The organism is uncultured Bacteroides sp., assembly GCF_902472605.1.
In the GTDB taxonomy this organism is placed as follows: Bacteria; Bacteroidota; Bacteroidia; order Bacteroidales; family Bacteroidaceae; genus Phocaeicola.
Window position 1 is genome coordinate 1 of record NZ_CABROP010000039.1, and the last position, 22,570, is coordinate 22,570.

General features: G+C 48.2%; 19 protein-coding genes. 8 read left to right on the plus strand and 11 right to left on the minus strand.

Annotated elements, in window-relative coordinates:
* Positions 1-350: 350 nt before the first annotated feature.
* The 10 genes from RDP42_RS09675 to trpB form a co-directional block, all read right to left on the minus strand.
* A complete protein-coding gene (locus tag RDP42_RS09675) occupies positions 351-2,138 on the minus strand; it encodes a cell wall metabolism sensor histidine kinase WalK (protein WP_072542067.1) in 1,788 nt (595 codons plus the stop codon).
* A 17-nt stretch (positions 2,139-2,155) separates the two neighbouring features.
* Positions 2,156-2,842 (minus strand): response regulator transcription factor, encoded by a 687-nt coding sequence (locus RDP42_RS09680; RefSeq protein ID WP_072543919.1) that lies wholly within the window; start codon positions 2,840-2,842, stop codon positions 2,156-2,158.
* 105 nt (positions 2,843-2,947) lie between these two features.
* A complete protein-coding gene (locus tag RDP42_RS09685; RefSeq protein ID WP_308763510.1) occupies positions 2,948-3,997 on the minus strand; it encodes a type I asparaginase in 1,050 nt (349 codons plus the stop codon).
* A gap of 86 nt (positions 3,998-4,083) precedes the next feature.
* On the minus strand, positions 4,084-4,863 hold the full coding sequence (gene trpA, locus RDP42_RS09690) for a tryptophan synthase subunit alpha (RefSeq protein ID WP_308763511.1): 780 nt from the start codon (positions 4,861-4,863) through the stop codon (positions 4,084-4,086).
* Positions 4,864-4,876: 13 nt separating this feature from the next.
* The gene (locus RDP42_RS09695) at positions 4,877-5,500 is read right to left on the minus strand and encodes a phosphoribosylanthranilate isomerase (protein ID WP_308763512.1); all 624 of its coding nucleotides are present in this window, start codon (positions 5,498-5,500) and stop codon (positions 4,877-4,879) included.
* Complete coding sequence (gene trpC / locus RDP42_RS09700; RefSeq protein WP_308763513.1) at positions 5,497-6,291, minus strand: indole-3-glycerol phosphate synthase TrpC; 795 nt, start codon at positions 6,289-6,291, stop codon at positions 5,497-5,499. Before trpC ends, RDP42_RS09695 begins: the two co-directional genes overlap by 4 nt.
* A 3-nt stretch (positions 6,292-6,294) precedes the next feature.
* Positions 6,295-7,293: an anthranilate phosphoribosyltransferase gene (gene trpD, locus RDP42_RS09705; RefSeq protein ID WP_308763514.1), complete on the minus strand. Its 999-nt coding sequence runs from the start codon at positions 7,291-7,293 to the stop codon at positions 6,295-6,297.
* A gap of 49 nt (positions 7,294-7,342) precedes the next feature.
* Positions 7,343-7,909: an aminodeoxychorismate/anthranilate synthase component II gene (locus tag RDP42_RS09710; RefSeq protein WP_204475910.1), complete on the minus strand. Its 567-nt coding sequence runs from the start codon at positions 7,907-7,909 to the stop codon at positions 7,343-7,345.
* The gene (locus tag RDP42_RS09715; RefSeq protein ID WP_308763515.1) at positions 7,906-9,315 is read right to left on the minus strand and encodes an anthranilate synthase component I family protein; all 1,410 of its coding nucleotides are present in this window, start codon (positions 9,313-9,315) and stop codon (positions 7,906-7,908) included. The genes RDP42_RS09710 and RDP42_RS09715 overlap by 4 nt, the downstream gene beginning before the upstream one ends.
* A gap of 11 nt (positions 9,316-9,326) precedes the next feature.
* On the minus strand, positions 9,327-10,523 hold the full coding sequence (gene trpB, locus RDP42_RS09720; protein WP_308763516.1) for a tryptophan synthase subunit beta: 1,197 nt from the start codon (positions 10,521-10,523) through the stop codon (positions 9,327-9,329).
* A gap of 308 nt (positions 10,524-10,831) precedes the next feature.
* Here trpB and RDP42_RS09725 point away from each other — a divergent pair, with 308 nt between their 5' ends.
* Entirely contained in the window at positions 10,832-11,542 is a 711-nt protein-coding gene (locus tag RDP42_RS09725; protein WP_308763517.1) for a DNA alkylation repair protein, read from the plus strand.
* A 30-nt stretch (positions 11,543-11,572) separates the two neighbouring features.
* Here the strand turns inward: RDP42_RS09725 and prmA are convergent, their stop codons facing one another.
* A complete protein-coding gene (gene prmA, locus RDP42_RS09730; RefSeq protein WP_308763518.1) occupies positions 11,573-12,421 on the minus strand; it encodes a 50S ribosomal protein L11 methyltransferase in 849 nt (282 codons plus the stop codon).
* Between the two features lie 219 nt (positions 12,422-12,640).
* Between prmA and RDP42_RS09735 the strand changes: the two genes are divergently transcribed.
* Genes RDP42_RS09735 through RDP42_RS09765 form a run of 7 tightly spaced genes read left to right on the plus strand, consistent with a single transcriptional unit; the run spans position 12,641 to position 22,560 of the window.
* Positions 12,641-16,030, plus strand: a complete 3,390-nt coding sequence (locus tag RDP42_RS09735) for a SusC/RagA family TonB-linked outer membrane protein (protein WP_308763519.1) — start codon at positions 12,641-12,643, stop codon at positions 16,028-16,030.
* A 12-nt stretch (positions 16,031-16,042) separates the two neighbouring features.
* Complete coding sequence (locus tag RDP42_RS09740; RefSeq protein ID WP_308763520.1) at positions 16,043-17,551, plus strand: RagB/SusD family nutrient uptake outer membrane protein; 1,509 nt, start codon at positions 16,043-16,045, stop codon at positions 17,549-17,551.
* A 12-nt stretch (positions 17,552-17,563) separates the two neighbouring features.
* A complete protein-coding gene (locus RDP42_RS09745; protein ID WP_308763521.1) occupies positions 17,564-18,484 on the plus strand; it encodes a putative zinc-binding metallopeptidase in 921 nt (306 codons plus the stop codon).
* 14 nt (positions 18,485-18,498) lie between these two features.
* Positions 18,499-19,593: a DUF4302 domain-containing protein gene (locus tag RDP42_RS09750; protein WP_308763522.1), complete on the plus strand. Its 1,095-nt coding sequence runs from the start codon at positions 18,499-18,501 to the stop codon at positions 19,591-19,593.
* A gap of 20 nt (positions 19,594-19,613) precedes the next feature.
* On the plus strand, positions 19,614-20,252 hold the full coding sequence (locus RDP42_RS09755) for a hypothetical protein (RefSeq protein ID WP_308763523.1): 639 nt from the start codon (positions 19,614-19,616) through the stop codon (positions 20,250-20,252).
* 17 nt (positions 20,253-20,269) lie between these two features.
* Positions 20,270-21,397: a DUF4856 domain-containing protein gene (locus tag RDP42_RS09760; RefSeq protein ID WP_308763524.1), complete on the plus strand. Its 1,128-nt coding sequence runs from the start codon at positions 20,270-20,272 to the stop codon at positions 21,395-21,397.
* A gap of 17 nt (positions 21,398-21,414) precedes the next feature.
* The gene (locus RDP42_RS09765; protein ID WP_308763525.1) at positions 21,415-22,560 is read left to right on the plus strand and encodes an imelysin family protein; all 1,146 of its coding nucleotides are present in this window, start codon (positions 21,415-21,417) and stop codon (positions 22,558-22,560) included.
* Positions 22,561-22,570 lie beyond the last annotated feature (10 nt).

Here is a 22,570-nt window from a genome sequence, read left to right on the forward strand (position 1 = left end):
CCATACGTTATGCATTTAACTCTACGATGAGCAAATATAAAGGAAGGGGTGCCGGCCAAAGCGAAAAGAATCGTTTATAAGATTCAGATTAAGAGATTACTCTACTAAAAAGGGAGAACCCGGCGGCAATATGCCGAAAGATTCTCAGTTTATCAATTGAGAGATAGTCTGGTTAAATCAGGAAAAAAGTCTTTTCTCAGTACTGCCAAGGAAGTACTTCAGTACTGTCAAAGGAGTACTGTAGTACTTTCAGGAGAGTACTCCAGTACTTCCAAGGAAGTACTGGTAATGGGGAGAAAGAATAGCAGCTTCAGGTCTTAACAGGTACAGAATGTCTTGCCTGAAGTGCATTATCCTTGTTTTGCTTTCTGTAACGTGAAGACAAATTCCAGTCCGCCGGTCGGCATGTTTTTGGCAAAGATGGTACCTCCGTGGAAAAGAACGGCATTCTTGACGATGGCCAGTCCCAAACCTGTGCCTCCCAGTTTCCGCGACCGTCCTTTGTCTACACGGTAGAAACGTTCGAACAGGCGGTTCAGATGCTCTTCCGGAACTCCCACGCCTGTGTCTGAGAAGCTGAAATAGTAGAACTTTTCATCTTCCCGGAAACACTTGATGGTGATTTGTATGTTCGTTCCTGCGTATGCGATTGCATTATCTGTCAGGTTCCGGAAGATAGAGTAGAGCAACGAACTGCTTCCGGTCAAGATGATTTCCGGCGGGAGCTTGTTGACCACCGTGATGTGTTTCTCTTCCAGTCCCAGTGTCACTTCATTCAGAATGTTCTCTACAATCTTGCTTAAGTTGACAGATTCCTTTTCTACCATTTCCGGGGCTTCATCCATTCGGGTCAGGACGGAGATATCCCGTAGCAGGAAGGTCAGCCGGTTGCTTTGCGCATAGCTTCTTTCCAGGAAAGTCCGTACATTCTCCTGAGGAATATTTGGATTGTTGATGATGGTTTCCAGATATCCCTGAATACTGCTGACGGGCGTTTTCAGTTCATGGGCAATGTTTTGGGTCAGCTGACGTTTCAGGCGAGCCTGCTCTTCTTCCTGCGTGATATCGATGATGGATATCTCAAACGACATATCTTGGAAGATGATACATTCTAGCGTGAAGCTGCGCGCATTCTTGTTGATATGTAGAGAATAGCGTTTCTCTTCTTTGTTCAGATTGCCTTCATTCCGGTTCAGAAATTCCGTGATAGGTTTCAGTTCCGGAATGTCGAAAATCTCATTGGTGGAACGCAGGTTTCGGTCAGAAATGTTGTTGATGTATTGTGTGAACAGGTTATTGACCAGAATCTCCTTTCGTTCCTTGGTGAAAACACCCAGTCCCTCGTGTGAGGTCTGGAGGTGAGAAATCAGTTTTTCACGTTCAATGTAAAGCGCTTCTTTGGCCCGGTGCAGTCGTTTGTAAATCTTGATGATGTGCTGAGAGATTTCTCCCAATTCGTTTTTAGGGAAAGTTTGCAGAATATCCATGTCAATCGGCTCATTGCGGTCGGCCTTCATCGCGAACTGCTGCAGTTTGGTGATAGATTTTCCCAGTTTCCGGGTGAAGCGGTAGAAGATAAAAATCAATACCAGGCAGATGACAAGGGCAAACCACAGGTAGCCGGAGTCTGCTTGCAGATGCTCAGCCAGGCTCAGGTTGTAGGGTAGGGCGGCCCGGATGATGAGACGATACGGGGGAAAATAACGTGCCGAGTAGAAATATTCTTCTCCCTGAATGCTTTCCGACTGTCGGCTGATGGAATACCCGCTTCCATACATCAGTGCTTCCTGTACTTCCTTGCGGGAGGAATGGTTGGCAAATTTCTGCCAATTGGCGTTGGTGTTGTCATAAATCACCTTTCCGGAAGGTTCGATAAGGGTTACACGCAGGTTCGGCATCATGTGAGTGCTCACATAACGCTGCATGGAATCCGGGTTGAATCCGTGGTGTTCGGAAATGAAATCGCACAGCTGGTTGTTGTAATTCTGTAGTTGTGTGTTCAGCAGTTCTATTTTATAGGCTTTTTCGCGTTTGTATTGGAACAGCATGAAGCATACTGCATATCCCAGAAACAGGAATATGACAGAAAAAAACAACCTCTGGCTGAAAGGGAGGATGCGGTAAGAAAATTTTGTCATGGTTATACAGCCCTCATTTATTCACATTCAAAACAGTAACCATAGCCGAGGCGGGTTACAATGTATTGTCCATATTCACCGATTTTTTTGCGAAGACGTGTGATATTGACGTCGATGGTGCGGTCGAGCACATAGACTTCGTCATGCCATACTTTGGCCAGAATGTCTTCGCGCGAGAATACTCGTCCTTGATTTTGAAGCAACAGCAGAAGTATCTCGAACTCTTTCTTGGTCAGTGAAACTTCTTCATTATTAATGGTGACTTTTTTCTTGGGTATATTGACCACCAGACCTTTATAAGTGAGCTGGTCTGGCACTTGGGTCTGTACACCAGCCGTACGGCGCAACACGGCCTTCACCCTCATGATTACTTCACGGAGGGAGAAAGGTTTGGATATATAGTCATCCGCTCCCAGGTTGAATCCGGTCAGCGTATCGTTTTCCGTGTCTTTGGCCGTAATGAAAATGATAGGAATATTTTCGGTGTCCTTGTTCTTTTTCATCATACTGGCCATTTTGAAGCCGGAGATTTCTCCCATCATCACGTCCAGCAATATCAAATTGTAGTGTGGAAGATCCAGTTTCAACGCTTCTTCGGCAGAGTTGGCTGTGTCTACCGTATAACCTTCCATTTCGAGATTGAATTTCAGAATCTCGCACAGGTCTTCTTCATCGTCTACGACTAAAATCCGATAATCGTTCATGTGCATTTTCTATTAAAGTTAATACAAAATTCTATATGATTTAGTTTTCGTGACAAAGATGCCCCTTTCTTGTTTCGTCCTTATGAAATAGATGTTACATTTGGGTTACAGTGTGGGCTTGGTAATCTCTCCGGCAATAGAACGGCTCATTTCAATGCGTATTTCCCTGGGGCTGAGCTTGTGTCCGAGCAAGAACATCAGTTTGGTCAATACACTTTCTACCGTTGCATCATAACCGCTGATGACTCCAGCATCCAGCAAATGAAGTCCAGTTTCATAACGTGCCATTTCGACCATACCGGTCTGGCATTGGGAGATGTTTACAATGACGATTCCTTTGGATGTAGCTTCCGACAGCAGCCGGATAAACCAAGGCTTTTGTGGAGCATTTCCCGAACCGTAGGTCTTTAATATGACTGCTTTCAGGCCAGGAGTATTGAGTACGGTATGTACCATATTTTCCTGGATACCCGGGAAAAGAGTCAGGATAATCACATTGGTATCAAATACGTAATGAGGGTGCATGGGTAAATTCGGGTCTACCTTTCGGATGCGGTCGTATTCATATTTGATATGGATTCCGGCGGTGGCCAATGGGGGATAGTTATAGGAGCGGAAGGCGTTGAAGTTTTCCGCATTGATTTTTGTGGTACGGTTGCCGCGGAGCAGGAGGTTTTCAAAAAAGATACAAACCTCCGGCACTACGGCTGTTCCGTCAGGATGTTTAGCGGCTGCTATTTCGATAGAAGTAATCAGGTTTTCCTTCCCGTCTGTACGTAAGACTCCGATGGGCAGCTGACTGCCGGTAAGAATCACCGGTTTGCTGAGGTTCTCTAACATAAAGCTCAGGGCAGAGGCGGTATACGCCATGGTGTCGGTTCCATGCAGAATGACGAAGCCGTCAAAATTGTCGTAGTTGTACTGGATAATCTTGACCAGTTTGGCCCACAATGCCGGTTCCATATCTGAGGAATCGATGGGAGGGTTGAACTGATAGGAGGAAATACGATAGTTGAATCGTTTCAGTTCCGGCACATTTTCTTGTAGCTGGTCGAAGTTGAATGCTTCCAATGCACCGGTTTCCGGATTTTCAATCATACCGATAGTTCCCCCTGTGTAAATCAGCAGTACGGAAGGATAATCTGGTTTTATCATGTGGCTCTTCGTTTAGTTTGGCACAAAGATAGCTAAAATATGCTGAAACCGAAAGAATAAGCCCTTAAAAATAGCAGAATGATTAATTATTCTTCCTTTTTCAGCATTTCTTTCAGTTTGTCGATGGCTTTTCCTGGATCTTTTTCTTCTTCCAGCAGGGTGACAAACTTACTTCCGATGATGCATCCGGCTGCATGGGCTGCGGCTGCTTCATAAGTATTCTTATTGGAGATGCCGAAACCAATCATACGCGGATTCCGCAGGTGCATCTGTTCGATGCGTTGGAAGTAAGCTTGTTTCTGTGCGTTGAATTCTTTCTGTGCCCCTGTCACGGCAGCCGAAGAAACCATGTAGATGAATCCGTTGGTATGTTCATCAATCAGGCGGATACGTTCTTCGCTGGTTTCCGGAGTAATCAGCATAATCATGTGGAGACCGTATTTCTCGGCTACGGGACGGTATTCGTTCATATAATCCTTGAAAGGCAGGTCGGGGATGATGACTCCATCGATGCCACATTCCTGACATTTCTTGCAGAAGTTCTCAAAGCCGTATTGCATGATGGGATTCAGGTAACCCATCAGTACCAGTGGCATTTGCACTTCCGGGCGGATATGCTCCAGCTGGCTGAACAAGGTACGGAGGGTCATTCCGTTGCGCAGGGCCTGAGTGGCGGCATGCTGGATGACGGGACCATCGGCCATCGGGTCGCTGAACGGAATACCGATTTCAATCATCTGTACCCCTTTCTGTTCCAAGGTACGGATTACCTCGACAGTTCCTTCCAAGGTAGGAGTGCCTGCACAGAAATAAATGGAAAGTATATGGTCTTTGTGTATATGGAATAATTGGTCAATGCGGTTCATAGTTGCTAATTTTTTAAAAGTTGTACTTGTTTTGTTTGAATGAATGAATAAAAGTGGAGAGAGAAGCGGCATCCTTTATACCGGGAGTCTGTTCGAAGCCACTGTTCAAGTCAATGCCAGCCCACCGGGGGTGATGAAAGGCAGACAGGACTTTCAGACTCGTAGGGTTCAACCCTCCGCTGAGCAGGAACGGGACGGACCCTTGGTAGTGCGTCAACAGTTCCCAGTCGAAGGTCTTTCCGGAACCTCCGTATTCCTTGCAAGGGGTATCGAAGAGAAAATAGTCACAATAAGGAACATACTCTTCTGTGGCCTGCACATCTTCGGGAGTGCGTAAGGAAAATGCCTTGATGACTTTTACGCCTGTAGGCCGAAGTTGTTGGCAAAAATCGGGCGATTCCTTTCCGTGGAGTTGTACGAAATCCAAGCGCCAGTCAGCGACTCTTTCCTGAATGTGTGGAAGGGAAGCATTGACAAACACTCCCACTTTTTGCAAGGAGGCCGGAAGGTATTCCGGTATCCCTTTTACATAACGTGGCGAACGGTCGTAGTCAATAAATCCCATCCAGTCGGCCCCGGTCTGTTCTACCTGACGGATATTTTCCGCGTCCCTCATTCCGCAAACTTTGACAATCATAAGGCAGCAGCTTGAATAAAATCTGACAATGCCTGTGCCGGAGAAGGCGTTTTCATGAATCTTTCTCCCATCAGGAACCCTTTGAATCCGGCTTCCCGCAGTTGCTTGAGGGTGTCAGGTTGTGAAATGCCGCTTTCGGATACCCATAAAAGTTCTTTGGGAAGTTTTTGGGCCAGGCGGAACGAATTCTCCACGTCTGTATGGAAAGTCCCTAAGTTGCGGTTGTTCACCCCAATCAAGTCTACAGATTCATTCACGTAGTCGAGTTCTTTTTCGGAATGAATTTCCAGCAGGACTTCCATTTCCAGCTGATGAGCCAGTTTGCCCAGTTCTTTACATTCCTCTATGGTCAGGTCTGCGGCAATCAGCAGGACCACATCCGCTCCTGCAACCTTGGCCTGATAAAGCTGGTAAGGGCTGACGATGAAATCTTTTCGCAGTATCGGCAGCTCGGTCAGCGGGCGGATGGTTTGTAAATCTTTCAGTCGGCCACCAAAGAATTCCTGGTCGGTCAGTACAGAGATGCCAGAGGCTCCGGCATGTTCGTATCCGGGAACGATAATAGCTGGATCAGCTCCTGGAGCAATCCATCCTTTGGACGGAGAGTGCCGCTTGAATTCAGCAATGATACCCGTTGGAGAGGTAGTCAGTGACTGTTTCAGGCTCTTTGCCGGACGAGGAGGATTCGTTTCCAATTGCCGTATCAGGAAGTCACGGGATACGGCTTCCTCCTGGTGGGCTATTTCTATACGTTTATGGGCGACAATCGTTTGTAAAATATCAGTAGTCATAATTTATTCTTGGTTGAGAGTAAGGAATTTTTGCAGGGTGGCCAGTGCTTTTCCACTTTCGAGCGATTCTTTGGCCAGTGCGACACATTCTTCTATTTTCTTCTGCGGTTCCAAGGCTTGGATGGCAAAGGAAGCATTGATCAGTACACAATCGGTCTGCGCCTTGCTGCCTTCATTGTGAAGTACACGGTCGAAAATGGCGGCCGCTTCTTCCGGGGTCTTTCCTCCGTAAAGTTCTTCCTGGCGGGCCATCGAGAAGCCCAATTCAGAGGGACGGTAGATGGTCTCGTAACGATTGGTCATAACCTTGAATTCATCGGTCAGCGAAATTTCATCGTATCCGTCCAGGTTGTTGACCACCGCAAACTGAAGGCCGAGCTTCTGAAGCGTGTTGGTGTAAAGTCGCATCTGCGTCAGGTCGGCTACTCCCAACAGCTGGCAGGCTGGATGACAAGGGTTGACCAGTGGGCCCAGCAAGTTGAACAAAGTTCGTACGCCCAGTGCCTTGCGGACAGGGGCTACGGTTTTCAGGGCCGGATGGAAGAAGGGTGCATGCAGATAGGCCATACCGCACTGGTCGATAGAGCGTTTCAGTTTGTCCGGATTGTTGGTGAACTTCACTCCGTAATGTTCCATGACGTTGCTGGCTCCACTTACTGAAGTGGCTCCATAGTTGCCGTGTTTGGCTACCCGATAGCCGGCTCCCGCCACTACAAAGCAGGCACAGGTGGAAATGTTGAAGGTATTCTTTCCGTCTCCTCCGGTTCCCACGATGTCAATCGGATGAAATTCATGCAGGTCGATGGGGACACAGGCCTCCAGCAAGGCATCTCGGAAACCAATCAGTTCGTCTACCGTAACGCCTCGCATCTGGAAAGCCGCCAGCAAGGCAGCTGTTTGGGCTTCGTTCATTTCACCACTGGTCATTTTGTGCATCAATGAGCAGGCCTCTTCACGGGTCAGCACTTCGTGGTGGAATATCCGTTTCAGTATTTGTTTCATATTGTATTTCTAAGTTTTATCAGTTATAAAATGGGTTTCTTTTAGAGGTTTATTGGTGCTGTATCCAGTTCGCCAGTATTTGCTTTCCGTCGGGAGTCAGTACGGATTCGGGATGGAACTGTACGCCGCGTACATCGAGTGTCTTGTGACGGAGTGCCATGATATACCCTTCTTTGCTGACCGCAGTGACTTCCAGACAATCGGGAAGTCCTTTTTGGTCCACTACCCAGGAGTGGTATCTTCCGACTTGGATCTGTGAGGGAAGTCCTTCAAACAGATAATCCGGGGTGGTCAGGGTGATGGGGCTCTGTATGCCGTGGAATACTTCATCCAGGTTGGTAAGTTTGCCTCCATACACTTCGCCGATGGCTTGTTCGCCCAGGCAAACGCCAAGAATGGGTTTCTTTCCGGCGTATGTGCGGATGACATCCAACAGGAGTCCGGCTTCTTCCGGAATACCAGGTCCCGGGGAGAGAAGGATTTTGTCGAACTCTTCCAGTTCTTCCAGTTTGAATTGGTCGTTGCGTTTTACGGTGACCTCAGCTCCCAGTTCTTTCAGCAGGTGACTCAGGTTGTATACAAATGAGTCGTAGTTATCGATGATGACAATTTTCATAGGATATTATCTTTTTCGGCCAGGAGAATGGCTTTCTTCAAGGCTCCCAGCTTGTTGTTTACTTCTTGCAGTTCATTGTTCTCGTTACTCTTGGCTACGATGCCTCCTCCAGCTTGGAACCAGAGTTCGTTGTTACGGCTTACGAAGGTGCGGATGGTGATGGCTTGGTTCAAGTCGCCGTTGAATCCGATGAAACCGATGCAGCCTCCGTAAGCACCTCGGTTGTGCGGTTCAATTTCACTAATCAGCTGCATGGCTTTCACCTTTGGAGCTCCACTTAGCGTGCCGGCTGGAAACGTATCAATGAACGTCTTAATCGGGTCGGCTTCCTCATCCAAAGTACCACTTACCCGGCTCACCAGATGGATGACGTGGCTGTAGTACTGCGGCTGTTTGTAGAATTCCACGTGCGTATTGTGGCAGTTCCGGCTCAAATCGTTGCGGGCCAGATCGACCAACATCACGTGTTCTGCATTTTCTTTCGGATCAGCCAGCAAGGCCTCGGTCAAGGCTTCATCGGTTTTTTTGTCTCCGCTTCTGCGGGTAGTACCGGCAATCGGGTCGATGGTTGCTTTTCGGTCTTCAATCTTGCAGTGAGTCTCGGGAGAAGAGCCGAAAATACGGAATCCGCCGAAATCAAAATAGAACAAGTAAGGAGAAGGATTGATGCTTCTCAAGGCACGGTAGAGGGTGAAGTCATCGCCTTCGTAGCGTTGGATGAAACGACGGGAAAGTACAATCTGGAATACATCTCCTCTTTTACAGTGAGCGATACCTTTACGGATGTTGGCTTTGTGCTCTTCATCGGTCAGGGTACTGGTGGTTTCACCGATTGCGTGGAAGTCGTAGGTCGTATAGTTCCGGTTCTGGACTGCCTTTTCAATTTCCTCGATGTGGCTCGGCTCGTTGTCAGCTTGCAGTTCTACCAAGACCATTTCGCTTTGGAAGTCGTTGAATACAATCAGGTATTTGTAGAGGATGTATAGAATATCCGGTGCATCGTTTTTCGGGTCGCTGCTGTCTTTCACCGGAATCGGTTCAAAATAACGGACCGCATTGAATGTGGTGTAACCATAGACACCGGCATAACGGGCATATTCTCCTTTTACCTCAAAATGTTTCAGAAAATCCTTGAAAGCATCTTCCACTTGGAAGTCAGGAGACAAAGGACGTTCTTCGCGGCTTTTGTCAGGGAAGACGGTAGTGACTATTCCGTGGTTTACTGAAAAACTGGCGATAGGGTTCAGTCCGATAAAGGAGCGGTTGTTTTCCACTCCGTGGTAATCTGAACTTTCCAGCAAGATGCTCTGCGGAAACAGGTCGCGTACTGTCAGGTACGTGCTTACGGGAGTATGCAAATCGCCGGGAAGTGTTTTGTAGCTGGTTGTATAAGCAAAAGTTTTCATTGTTTTCTCGTTTAAAATTGTTCAGGGTGATTTTTGTATCTCAAATAAGTTTCGATGTCTTTGTCTCCTCTTCCTGATACGGTCAGAACTACGATGTCAGAAGGCTGGAATTTAACTTTCTCCAGTGCTCCTAAGGCGTGAGCCGATTCCAATGCCGGAATGATGCCTTCCAATCGGGTCAGTTCGAAGGCGGCACGCAAGGCTTCATCGTCGTTGATGGCCAATACGGTAGCTCGTTTCTGGGCGGCTAAGTTAGCATGCATAGGGCCGATGCCTGGATAATCCAGTCCGGCAGATACGGAGTAAGGTTCCAGAATTTGTCCGTCTTCATTTTGCATCACCAGCGTCTTGGAGCCGTGGATGATACCCAGGCGTCCCAACTGGATGGTAGCGGCTGAGAATCCGCTATGGATACCTTTGCCTCCCGCTTCTGCCAGAATGATTTTTACCCGGTCGTCGTCCAGATAATGATAGATGGTGCCGGCGGCATTGCTTCCGCCCCCTACGCAGGCCATCAGGTAATCTGGATAGTCACGTCCTTCGTGTTCCATCAACTGTTTCTTGATTTCCTCGCTGATGACCGATTGCAGACGGGCCACCATGTCCGGATAAGGATGAGGTCCTACCGTAGAACCAATTACATAGTACGTGTCTTCCGGGTGGCAGCACCAGTCACGTATGGCTTCGTTGGTGGCATCTTTCAGGGTCATGTTGCCGGAGGTGACGGCTTCCACTCTGGCTCCCAGCATTTGCATGCGTTCCACGTTCACCCGCTGGCGTTCCACATCGGTCTTTCCCATATAGACCACGCATTCCATTCCCATTAGGGCACATACCGTAGCGGTTGCCACACCGTGCTGTCCGGCTCCTGTCTCGGCAATGATTCGTTTCTTTTCCATTCTTCGGGCCAGCAGTACCTGACCGATGGCATTGTTGATTTTATGGGCTCCCGTATGGTTCAGGTCCTCTCTTTTCAGATAGATTTTGCATCCGTATTTTTCTGACAACCGTTTGGCGAGGTAAAGCGGAGAGGGGCGTCCTACATAGTCTTTGAGTAAAGCTTGATATTCTTTTTGGAAACTTTCATCTTCCAGTACCTGGAGATAAGCGTTTCGTAATTCTTCCACACAGCGATGGAGAATTTCCGGGATGTAGGCTCCACCAAAATCTCCATAAAATCCTTCTTGATTGACTTGATAAGTTTTCATGAGTGTATTTGTATTTTAGGGGTAAAAACAAAAAAGGCTGTCGTAAGTACGACAGCCTTTCTGTATGGTTATATCTTTTTGAGGTATATACGCGCGACTGAGTTCCCTTACGACTTATGAAGTTGTAAGCGGCGCCACCAGAAGAATGTATTTACCATTGAATGTCTCATAATGTTATTTTTCTTGTTTTTTTATTGTTTCGGCTACAAAGGTAACGATTGCTTTGAAATTTCCAAACAAAAGAGCGTAATTTTTTTAGTTTTTCCTATCTTTGCCCGAAATTTTTAAATCGTGTATATAATAAGGTCATGGAGGAATTCAGACTGGACGGTTTGACCGTCAAAGAACATCTGCTGATATTGGCAGAAGATGGAAACCGCAAGTTTACGGAAGGGCTTCACCCGGGTGTGGAACATGTGTTGGGCATTCGTTTGCCGGCACTGCGGAAATTGGCTGCCAGGATTGCCAAGAGCGACTGGGAAAAGTATCTTGAGACAGCTGACGGATATTACATGGAAGAACGTATGTTGCAGGGGATGGTATTGGGATGCATCAAGCTCGATGAGGATATAGAGGTCTACCTTCACCGTGTCACCTGTTTTGTATGGAACATCAACAGTTGGTCGGTGTGCGATACGTTCAAGTTTGGGGGTGGCCCGGCGTTTATCCGTCAGCATTCAGACCGTCTTTGGAATTACCTGAAGGAATGGATGAAGGCATCGGGCGAGTATGAAGTCCGCTTCGGGGTGGTGATGAGCATGAGTTATTTCTTGGATGCGGATCATGTGGATGAATTGCTGTCCTTGCTCGATGGTATCCGGCATGAAGGATATTACGTACGCATGGCTGTGGCATGGGCCCTTTCAGTATGCTTGGTGAAATTCCCGGAAAAGACTTTGGCTTTCCTCCAAAACTGTCACTTGGATGATTTCACCTTCCGCAAGACCCTTCAGAAGATTGGTGAATCTTATCGGGTAAGTGAAGAAATGAAAAAGGCTGTCAAAGCATTGAAGCGCTGACAGCCTTTGCTGTTTCCTTATTGGAGAATCTTATTTTTTCATGATGAATTTTACAGCTGCCCAATTGTGTTTTTCGCGGTGGTGTACATATTCCATGCCCAGGCTTTCTGCCTTTTCACGCAATATTGGAATATCCTGTGTATAGAAACCGCTGATATACAATTCAGAGCCTTTTTTCATACAGGCTGCATAAGCCGGCATATCCTGCAACAGGATGTTGCGGTTGATGTTGGCAATGATGACATCAAATGGTTCGTGTCCTTTCAGCAGGGAAGCGTCGCCCAGTTCTACGGTGATGTTGGAGATGCCGTTCAGGGCAATGTTGTCGCGTGAATTGTTCACGCACCAGTCGTCAATGTCGATGGCAGTCACCTTTTCTGCTCCTCTCATGCTGGCCAGGATAGCCAAGATGGATGTACCGCATCCCATATCGAGTACCGATTTGCCTTTTAAATCGGCTTCCAGCAATTCACCTAAAATGGAACTGGTGGTTTCATGGTGTCCCGTACCAAATGCCATCTGCGGATTGATGACGATGTCATATTCTGCCTTCGGATAATCTTTATGGAAGGTGCTGTGAATCACACAGCGGTTGTCGATGACAATAGGTTGGAAGAAATTCTTTTCCCATTCTTCGTTCCAGTTTTTGTCTTCCGGCTCTGTGATAGAGTAAGTAATGGTTGTATCAGGTATCGGGAAATTCTCCACTACCTGTTTGAGGGCCTCTTCATCAAACTGGCTTTGCTGGATATAGGCCTTCATGCCGTTTTCACATTCCACGAAACTTTCAAAGCCGATGTCGGCAGTCAGTCCCGAGAGTACGTCGGTGATGATCTCATTGCACGGCTGTGCGGTAAAGGTCACTTCAAAATATTTCATACGTTTGTGCGGTTTAAAATAGAATTTTAGACAAATGTACGGAAAATCCTTGACATAGTGGATTTATCTGATATGAAAAACAATCACTATATGTGGGGATATTCTATCGTTTATGGATACGTAAAATAACCATTTTTGGCGATTTCCCATGGAATAGGCTTGTCGTATTTTTGCAAAGAAAATTTTTACTTGTGTAAAAAACCTTAACCGAACTATTTTATGGATAAAAATCACAACGTAGGGCTCTTGTTGGCTCTATCTTTTCTGTTGCATATAAGCGCTTTATATGCAAGCTCTTCTCATGGCACCCGAGAGACGATGCCACAGATTGTGGTGAGGGGAGTCGTGACCGATGGCGGTGGAGAGCCGTTAATCGGGGCCGCTGTACAGAATGTACGGAAGAAAAGCGGTGTCGTCACAGATTTGAACGGTCAGTTTGAAATCCGTACTTCTGTGGGTGAAAAATGGACGGTCAGTTATATTGGGATGAAACCCTATGAGTTTGTTGTTAAGTCGGAAAAGAAATTGCACATCGTGTTGGAATCCGATGTGCAGGCCTTGGCGGAGGTGGTCGTGACGGGATATAGTAAGGTGAATTCCCGATTGTTTGTAGGGGCTGTCACCAAAGTTTCTACTCAGGACTTCCTTTCAGCTCCCCAAGCCGATTTCAGTCGCCTGTTGGAAGGAAAAGCGCCGGGATTAAATGTCTCTGCGGTTTCCAGCACTTTTGGGGCGGCTCCGAAAGTCAACATCCGAGGAGGCAGTTCCATTCATGGAAATGTGCAGCCTTTATGGGTGGTGGATGGAGCTGTAGTAGAGGATATGGTCGCTTTGAACGAGGAACAGCTGGCTTCCGGGGATGCCATTACGTTGGTCAGTTCTACACTGGCCGGACTGAATCCGGCAGACATTGAAAGCGTGGAGGTGTTGAAAGATGCTTCGGCCACTTCTTTATACGGAGCCAGAGGGATGAACGGAGTCATCGTCGTGGAGTCCAAGGCTGGCAAACGCGGAAAAGGACTCCATGTGACGTATAATCTGACGACCTCTTTGCGACTCAGACCCTCTTATACGCAGTTTGACATGATGAACAGTGCCGAAACGATGCAGGTTTATCACGAGATGGAGAATAAAGGCTATTTTACGATGAACCGCGCCCTTTATGGGCGAAGGGGAGGGGTATATTCTCAAATGTATCAGCTTATCGATTCCTTTCAGCAAGACGGATTCGGTTTACCCAATACGTTGGAAGCCAGAAGGGCGTTTTTACACAAGGCATCCACGTATAATACCGATTGGTTCAAGCACATCTATACCCAGTCGCTGACACAAAATCATTCTTTGTCCTTGAGTTATGGGGGAGAGAAATCGGCTACTTATGCTTCCGTGAGTTTTTACAATGATCCGGGTGAAACGGTAGCGGAGAAGGTGAAACGCTTTACGGGTTTCTTGAATTCGAGTTTCTTTCTGTCTCCCCGTCTGAAAGTATCTGCCAATCTGCAGGCCAACTTCCGGGAACAGCGTGCCCCGGGAACATTTCCACGTATCCGGAACCTGGAGGCAGGAGCTTATAAGCGTGATTTTGACATCAACCCGTTCAATTATGCGTTGAATACGTCTCGTACGTTGCGTCCTTACGATGAGGCAGGAAATTATGAATATTACCGGAACGACTGGGCTCCATTCAATATTCTTCAAGAGTATCAAGAAAATTACATGCGTATCCGCGTGTCTGATTTCCGTTTCTCGCTGAGCGGGGAATGGGAACCTGTCAGGAAGTTGCGTCTGTCGCTTTTGTTGAATACCCGTATGGCGGTGACAGGGATGGCACATTTTCTGGGAGAGAACTCCAATGTGCTGTGGGCGTACCGGGCCGACCGAAGCTTGTTGGAAAGACAGCACAATATTTACCTTTACCGTCCGGAGAAGGGGGAGCCGCAGGTAATTCTGCCCATGGGCGGGGTTTACCAGAAATCGTCACAGACGATGAACAGTTATTTGGGACGTGCCTCACTGGATTATGCTCACGAATGGGGCGGACACCGGATCAAGTGGTTCTCTTTTGCCGAGGTAAAAATGAACGACTTGTCGTCCGATGCTTTCAAGGGATACGGCATCGGGTTTAACCGGGCCAACAGTGTCATGACTTCACCGCTGGTGTTTGAAAAGACACTGAATGAAGGAGAGAATTATTTTTCCTTGCGCGACCGCCATGAGCGTGACATCGTTTTTTCCGGTTCTTTCACCTATGATTATCGGAACCGGTACATTCTGAATCTGGTAGGAAATTACGAGGGTTCCAATGCGGCCGGAATCGGTCGTCGGGTCAGATGGTTGCCCACCTGGAACGTGGGGGTGAAATGGAATGTGGATGCCGAGTCATTCTTTGCCCCTTTCCGTCATTTTTGGGACCGGTTTTCCCTGCGCATGAGTTATGGGTTGGTGGCCAAGATGAATAGTGAAGCCATCAATTCCTTGCCGGTGTACGACAGTCGTCTGACCTTCCGCAAGGATATCTCCGACCGGGAATATGCCATTTACATCCAGCACTTGGAAAACCGTGACCTCACTTGGGAAAAGATGTATGAGTTCAATGTGGGGACCGACCTGTCTTTTTGGAACGACCGGATTAGCTGTTCGCTGGATGTGTATTCGCGCCGTTCATTCGATTTGATTGACTGGGTACAGACTTCCGGTATCGGGGGGGAGTACAAGAAATGGATGAACTTTGGGGATATGAAGACCGTGGGCCTTGATTTTCTGCTGAATACGCAGAACATCCGGCAGAAAGATTTCAGCTGGAATACGGTCTGGGGATTTTCGTTCTATCACCAGGAAATTACCCGGTTGCTGAATCGACCTACCACTTTCGACATGGTGGCAGGCAACGGGCGGGGAAATATCGAAGGGTTTCCTCGGGGAGGGTTGTATTCTTTCGACTTCCGGGGACTGACGGATAGAGGATTACCCCAGTTTTATTTTGGCAATCTGCCATTGTCGTCCAACGGCTATTCGCAGATTGCAGGGGCCAACTTCTATGATACGACTTATAACCGGTCTTATCTGTTGTATGAGGGCCCTTCCGATCCGTTTATCACTACCAGTCTGGAAAACACTTTCCGCTACAAAGGTTGGAGCCTCTCCGTGTTCCTGACTTCCCGCATGGGTAACAAAGTGCGAATCAGTCCGACGTTTGACCCGGAATACAACGACCTGAACGTGTTCACCACCCGTTATCGCGACCGCTGGCTGGTGAAGGGGGATGAACAGACCAAAAGCATTCCGGTCATCCCGGGATATGACATTTACAGCTTGATGGGGAAAGAGAATGTGGAGCGGGCGTACAACACCTACAACTATTCGCAGGTGAATGTGGCCGACGGAAGTTTCGTGCGCTTGAAGAGTCTTTCGCTAGGGTACACCTTTCCCCGCTCGGTTTGTGAGAAAATGAAGATGAAAGGCCTCAGTCTGTATGCTCAGGTGACCAATCTTTTTTTGATTTATGCGGATAAGAAACTACAGGGAAGAGATCCGGAGTTCATCAATTCTGGAGGGGTTTCTTCTCCCACTCCCAGAACGTACAGTATGTCGGTACAGTTAAGTTTTTAATGAATAGAAAAGATGAGAAGAATAAATAGATATGTTTCCTCCCTTTTGGGAGCAGTTTGCCTCGTGCTGTCTGCCTGCAATGATTTTCTGGAACAGTATCCCGATTCGAATACCTATACGGAAGTCGACTCCAAAGAGAAGATTGCCCAGCTGCTGACGGCTGCTTATCCGGAAGCCAGTTATTTTCGTTTCCTGGAGTTGCGGACGGACAATGTAGACGACCGGAGTGCGAAATTGCCGGCTTCACGGTTGAACGAGGCTATGTTTTATTGGAACGATTACCACGAGGAAGAGTTGGATTCTCCCAAGCTGTATTGGCTGGACTGTTACCGGGGAATCGCTCAGGCCAATCAGGCGCTGGAGTTGTTGGCCGCTTATCCGGACAAGGAAGACCCGCAGTTGCAGGCACTTTATGCCGAGGCGTTTTTGGTTCGTGCTTACCTGCATTTCATGGTGGCCAATATCTGGGCGCCGCCTTTTGCCGACGAGGAAACCAACAAAGGCCTGCCCGGCATCCCTTATGTGGAGAAATCCGAGAAGAATGCGTGGGTGTCTTATCCGCAAGAGAACTTGCAGGACACTTACCGGAAGATTGAAAGAGACCTTTCCTATGGACTGGCTTGGGTGAGGGACGAGTATTATGAGAAGAAAAAATTTCATTTCCATAAAAAAGCGGCTTATGCATTGGCCGTCCGCTTTTTTGCTTACACGGGACAGTGGCAGAAAGTCATCGACTATGCCATGTATGTGCTGGGAAACGATGTCAAGAAATCCATCTTGCCTTATCAGGAGTATAAGGAAAAATCGGTGGAGGAGATGGTGGAGAGGTATGCTTCGGAAGATAATCCCAGCAACCTGCTGATTACTACGGTGGAGAGCCTTTGGGAAGAAAACTACAAGACCGACCGCTACGGACTGGGAAGCGTATCGTATGAGGAGGTTTTCCAGCGTTTCTCGTCCAAAAGTATCCGACAGATAGAAGGTTATTTCAAGGCGGTACGCAGACTCGACCGGACCCGTGCCTACTGGCCGAAGTTTACCCATTTTCAGTCGGCCGACGGATTGCTGAACGAACGTCGCGGACAGTACACACAGAATGTCTTGCTGACCACCGAAGAAGTTTTTCTGCACCGTATTGAAGCCTACGCCATGACGGGCCGTGCTGATTTGGCCAAAGACGACTTGATTACGTTCATCAACCAGAAGCATATTGCGGATGGTATCGGGAGTGAGTTGTCGGGTACTGAAATCGAGAATGTGAAACCTGCCGACCGGGAGCGGATACAGCCTTTTTATCGTCCGCTTACGCAAGAACAGGCCGCTATTCTGTACTATGTCAGTGAGGTGGCCCGGCAGCAGTTCATTCACGAAGGACTCCGCTGGTTCGATTTACGCCGTTTCAATATTAGTGTAGACCGCAACCGGGTGGGAGAGGCCAAGAAGGCACGTTATGTGTTGCAGCCGGAGGATTCCCGCAAAACACTCTCTTTGCCCGAGGGGGTAACTCTTATTAATCCGTAAACTTATAATGATATGCGAAAACAGATTTATTTATTGCTTTTGGTAGGAATCGTTTGCTTGGGAGGGGGATGCCGGAAGGAAGAGGGGGCCGTGCAGTATCCTTTTGCTTCGGAACCTGGACCACAAACCGAATTGGACCAATGGCTGTCGGAAGAATTTGCTCGCCCCTATAATATAGAGGTTGGGTACACCCGGACGCCTTACAGAGAAACAGACTGGCCTGACAACCTGCCGCCCAATCGGGAGAAAATTCGTCCGTTGCTGGAGGCCTTGAGGGCTTTGTGGATAGTACCTTTTGAACAGGCCGGTGGTATGGCATTCGTGAAGGAATATGCCCCCCGGCAAATCCTTCTGCTGGGAGAGGCCAATTTGAATTCCTTGCAGATAGGTGAGATCAATACCTCTTTGGGAGAAGCGATACTTCCAGTGTTTGGGGTCAATCGTTTTTCGGCGGCAACGGCAGAAAAGTTGTTCCCATATGTGCGGATGGCGACTTTTGCTTTTGCCAAACGGCTGGTGCAAGGACGACTTTCCTTACTCGACAAATTTGCGGCACTCAATCCATCGTCTCTTTATTATGAGTGGTCGAAAAGTGCGGATGTATCCAAAGGGGAGTATCAGTTTCAGGGTACACCTTACAGTTGGAAGAAAGGTTTCTTCAGCAATGGGGCGATGGAATCTTCCCTCTGCGATTTTGCCGAGACATTGAGCATGCTTGTGTGCTTGTCTGTCAGTGAAATCAATGAGTGTCTGAACACGGCACAAGAGCTGGGAGGTGAAGGAGCCAAGGCGACATTGCAGCGTAAAATGGCTTTTGTCGATGAGTTTTTGTGGGAGAACTTTAAGATTCGCAGGGAAGCGCAGCTGACCCGGGTCATTTCAGCTTCTCTCAAGCATTATAATCAACAACCACACGATGCTCCGGCATCGTGATAAAAAACAGTGTGATGAAAAAATTGATGTTTTGCATAGTGATGGCTTGCGGATTAGGCATGGGGTGCAGCAAGCAGGAATCCATTCCGGTGCGCAATATTGAGGACTTGCCGGCGGCAAAGGATTTCCGGGAACGCTTATGCCAAGCGGAAAATGGATGGCTGGTGCGTTATTTCCCGCAAGTGGACAATTATTTGAATACGAATATCACCGAAAATATAAAGACGAACTACAATTCGTTGTATCCTGAAATCTTGTCCCGCCGTCTGGGCGTGGGAGGCTATAATCTGTTTGTAAAGTTCCAACCCAACGGCACCCTGAAGATGCTGACGGATATTGCCTACCGGCAGTCGGACGCTGACCAAACGGAAATGGAGCGGAAAACCTATTATGCGCCGGAATTCAATCTGGAGGTGACGGAGGCAAACTACGAGATAAAGGTGGCGGAAGGGTTGAACCTGATTTTGACGACGCCTACCATGCTCGACCAGTTGAAAGGATTTGAAGTCAATGTGGAAAACCGCTTCTCTCCGGTACGGGTGGAGAAAGACAAAATCGTGTTGCGTACGGCAAATTATCTGGGGGAGGGTTCCGAATGGATTGAACTGACTCCTCTCGATTTTCCGATGGAGGAATGGAAAGAACGGATGCAACGGCGGATTGACCGGAAAGAACGGTTCCGGAAACGCTCTTTTGCCACAGGCAACCAGAAATCGCGGCGTCCTTGTGTCTTGCAGATTCTGCTGACGGCAACTGGAGAAGTGGTGTATCAGAGCACCATGGATTTTGGTTATACGCTGATGGACGACCGTATGACTTATCATTATGGTCATACGCGGGAGAATGGAGAACGGGTGGCCCGTTACGACCGTTTGCAGTATGAACTGTTCTACAAGAACGAACAGCCGGAAAAGACGGTGGAAGGCTACGATGGCAGCACGTATTATACGGCGCTGGGGTCGGGATATATTGCTACTGAAGAGGGCGTTTCTTTCTTGCCCGGGTTGAAGTTCAACGAGGAGGTCGTGTTTCAGGAGTTTGTAGAAAAAGGAAGCCGGGAATGGGAAGGGGTAGCAGGACCTTATACCGCTCGGATAAAATTTAATTGAATTGATAAATGAAAAAACGTATGAAATATTATGTATGGGTAGGAATGGCCGTGCTGCTGGTCGGTTGTCAGAAAGAAACGGCGGAGATGCCGCCCGAAGATTACAGCAAGTTTATCTCCTTGAAAGAAGCCGACAAGTTGCCGCTGGAGTTGGGAGTACCTTTCAACTGTTTCCCGAAGCATCCGGGCGACTGGGGTGTTATTCCGTCGGATGAGTTTCAGAGGGAGGATAAAAATACTTATTCAATAGACCTGAATTTCTATGCGCGGGCAGACATTCACAACCGGCAGGACCCGGCCAATCTGACGGCCATGGTGATTCAGTACTTGGACACAGATAACCGGCTGGTGGTCGATACCTTGTACGACGGGAAGAACTGCATTACTTCCCGGGAACGTAACGGAATATTGTCTTTCTCCGGAAAGCAGGTCGACCGGACGTATACGATTGAGAAGAAAAGTGGCGACCTATTCTATTTTGCCGTGTTCCTCAGTCCGTATGGCCGGGTGGATGTCTCTTCGGAATTCTATGTCAATGGAGATGCCGATGATACGTTCTACGGAATGCAGTACGAGTATAGCCGGAACGCGGAATCCTTCCATATTACCGATTATGGGGTGGACTACCTGATTTATTCAAAAGCTATGTATTTACCTTAACTTAAATAATTTATCAAATGAAAAAAATCACTTTATGGATGATGTATTTGGGGAGTGCAGCTTGTCTGCTCTCCGGTTGTACGAAAAAAGAATTGGAAAGAATGACCGATTCAACCGAAGAGAAGAAAGAGGAGCTCCTGATGGAATATAAGTTTACTCAAAACGGAATTTCTACGGTGGACATTGGAGAATCGAGAGAAATGATTCTGGCTTTCCGCCATTTCAACAATGCCATCAACAGTAAGACGCAGAGCAATTTCTCCAAACAGCTGGAGAACTACCGGAAGGACATTGCGGGTACCTTATCTCCGACGAATGAATCACTCAGAAAGCCGGTGGCCGACCGTATTTCCGGACTGGCAGACCAGCTGTATGCACTGGTGAATAGTGAGGCAGTCAGCCGGAAAGCACAGCCAGGCGTGTCGGGTACGGTGGCCGTGTCGAATGAAGAATCCCGGATGCTGGACGAAAAAGGGGTGGAATTAGGGCAGGTCATCCAGAAAGCCCTGATGGGGGCTTTGACGCTCGACAAGGTCAATTATTTTTTGGATAAAGCCCTGAAGGCGGACAATGCATCGCCGGTGGCCGGTAAGAACTATACGGAGATGGCGCATTGTTGGGACACGGCCTATGGCTATTTGGGTACGTTGGACGTAGACCCGAATCGGCTGGCTCCTTTGTTTTTGGCCAACTATATTGAAAAGGAAGCGGTGGGCATGCAGGGACTGAGCGGTATCAATACGTCGGTCTATCAGGCTTTTTATAAGGGTCGGAAGGCCATTGGGGACAACAATCTGGAGGAAGTGCGGAAGCAGGTGGCTTTCCTTCGCGGGCAGATGGCCCAATTGTTTTCTTTGCGTACGGTTTATTATTTGCGGGAAAGCCAGACCTTTCTGGAACGGACGGTTTCGGTGCCGAGCGAAGGCTATTTCCATTCCATGGGAGAGGCGCTTGGGTTTATTTTGGCTCTTCCGTTTGTGAAGGATGAGGCTGGAAAATCCCGGATCACGTGGGAGCAGGCGGTTGCCCTTTACGACGGACTGACGCAAGGCGAGACCGGCGTGTGGGAGAAAGACCGCCTCACCGGGGTGCAGGAAGGTTCCATCAGCGCGGCTATCGAAAAAGTACATCACTATTTTCACTAAAAACGCATTGACGAGACATGAAGAACTATGTGTGGATAGGCCTGCTTTTGCTGTGTGGCATGGTGGGTTTTACCTCGTGTGTGTACACCCCCATCAAAGGATACAATGAAAATTCCAAGATTGATCCGCAATACCTGGATTTCTGGTATCGGCAACAGATATTACCTGCCTATGCTGGCTATTTGGCTCAGGTGCGGCGTTTGGATGAAATCGCTGGAGAACTGGAGAAATATCCTGAAAAATTAGTAGAGCTGAAGCAGCAGTATGAGACCGCTTTCCTGTCCTTGCAAGACCTGATTATTTTCGACCAGCCTTATTTCGTGGGAGAGCTTTATGGCCTGTACCCGGTATCGGCCCGTTTTCCGGTCAATAAGGCCCAGTTGGAAGATGCGGTACGGAATCGTTATTCGGCGGAAGTTTTGTCGGAGCGGTTGGACCGTGGAGTGTTGTCGCCCAATGCCTTGGGGTATGCGGCACTCGATTATTTGCTGTATTCCGGCCGGGTGGATTTGACTGGAGAAACGGGACGAGAGAATCTGTCTTTTCTCCCGGCATTGACTAGGTTGTTAGTGAAGCAGGCTGAGGCGGTGTATGCCTTTTATGAGAAAGGTGGCGATAATTTTGTGCGCAACGATGATTTCTCCGTGGGCGGCAGCCTGAACGTGGTGCTCAACCTGCTGATGAGTAACTTTGAAGCCCACATCCGGACGGCTAAGGTCGGCATTCCGGTGGGTATTTATGGAGTCTCAGTCCATCAGCCGGAGCCGATGACGGTAGAGGCTTATTACCATGGAGAGGGACTTTCCACCCGCTTGTTGGTCCGGTCTGTTCAGGCTTTCCAGCGATTTTACGACGGTTATCCGTACGGGGATTCCCCGGTCAAGAATGGGGCGCTTTCTTTTGCTACGATGTTGGGAGAGTACCTTCCTCCTGCCAAGAGAACGGAAATTCTGCAAAAAATGGAACAGGTGTTTACGGCGCTGCATGCCGAACTGGATAACGAGTCGGCCGACCTGGCCCGGCTGGCTGCAACGCCGGAAGGAACGGAGAAACTGAAGCGGGTGTATGCGGAATTACAAAAAGTAGTCGGCATCTTGAAAACGGAAGTCGTGTCGGCGTTGGGACTTACGGTGACGTACAGCGACGGCGAAGAGGGCGATTAAAAGCGGAGGA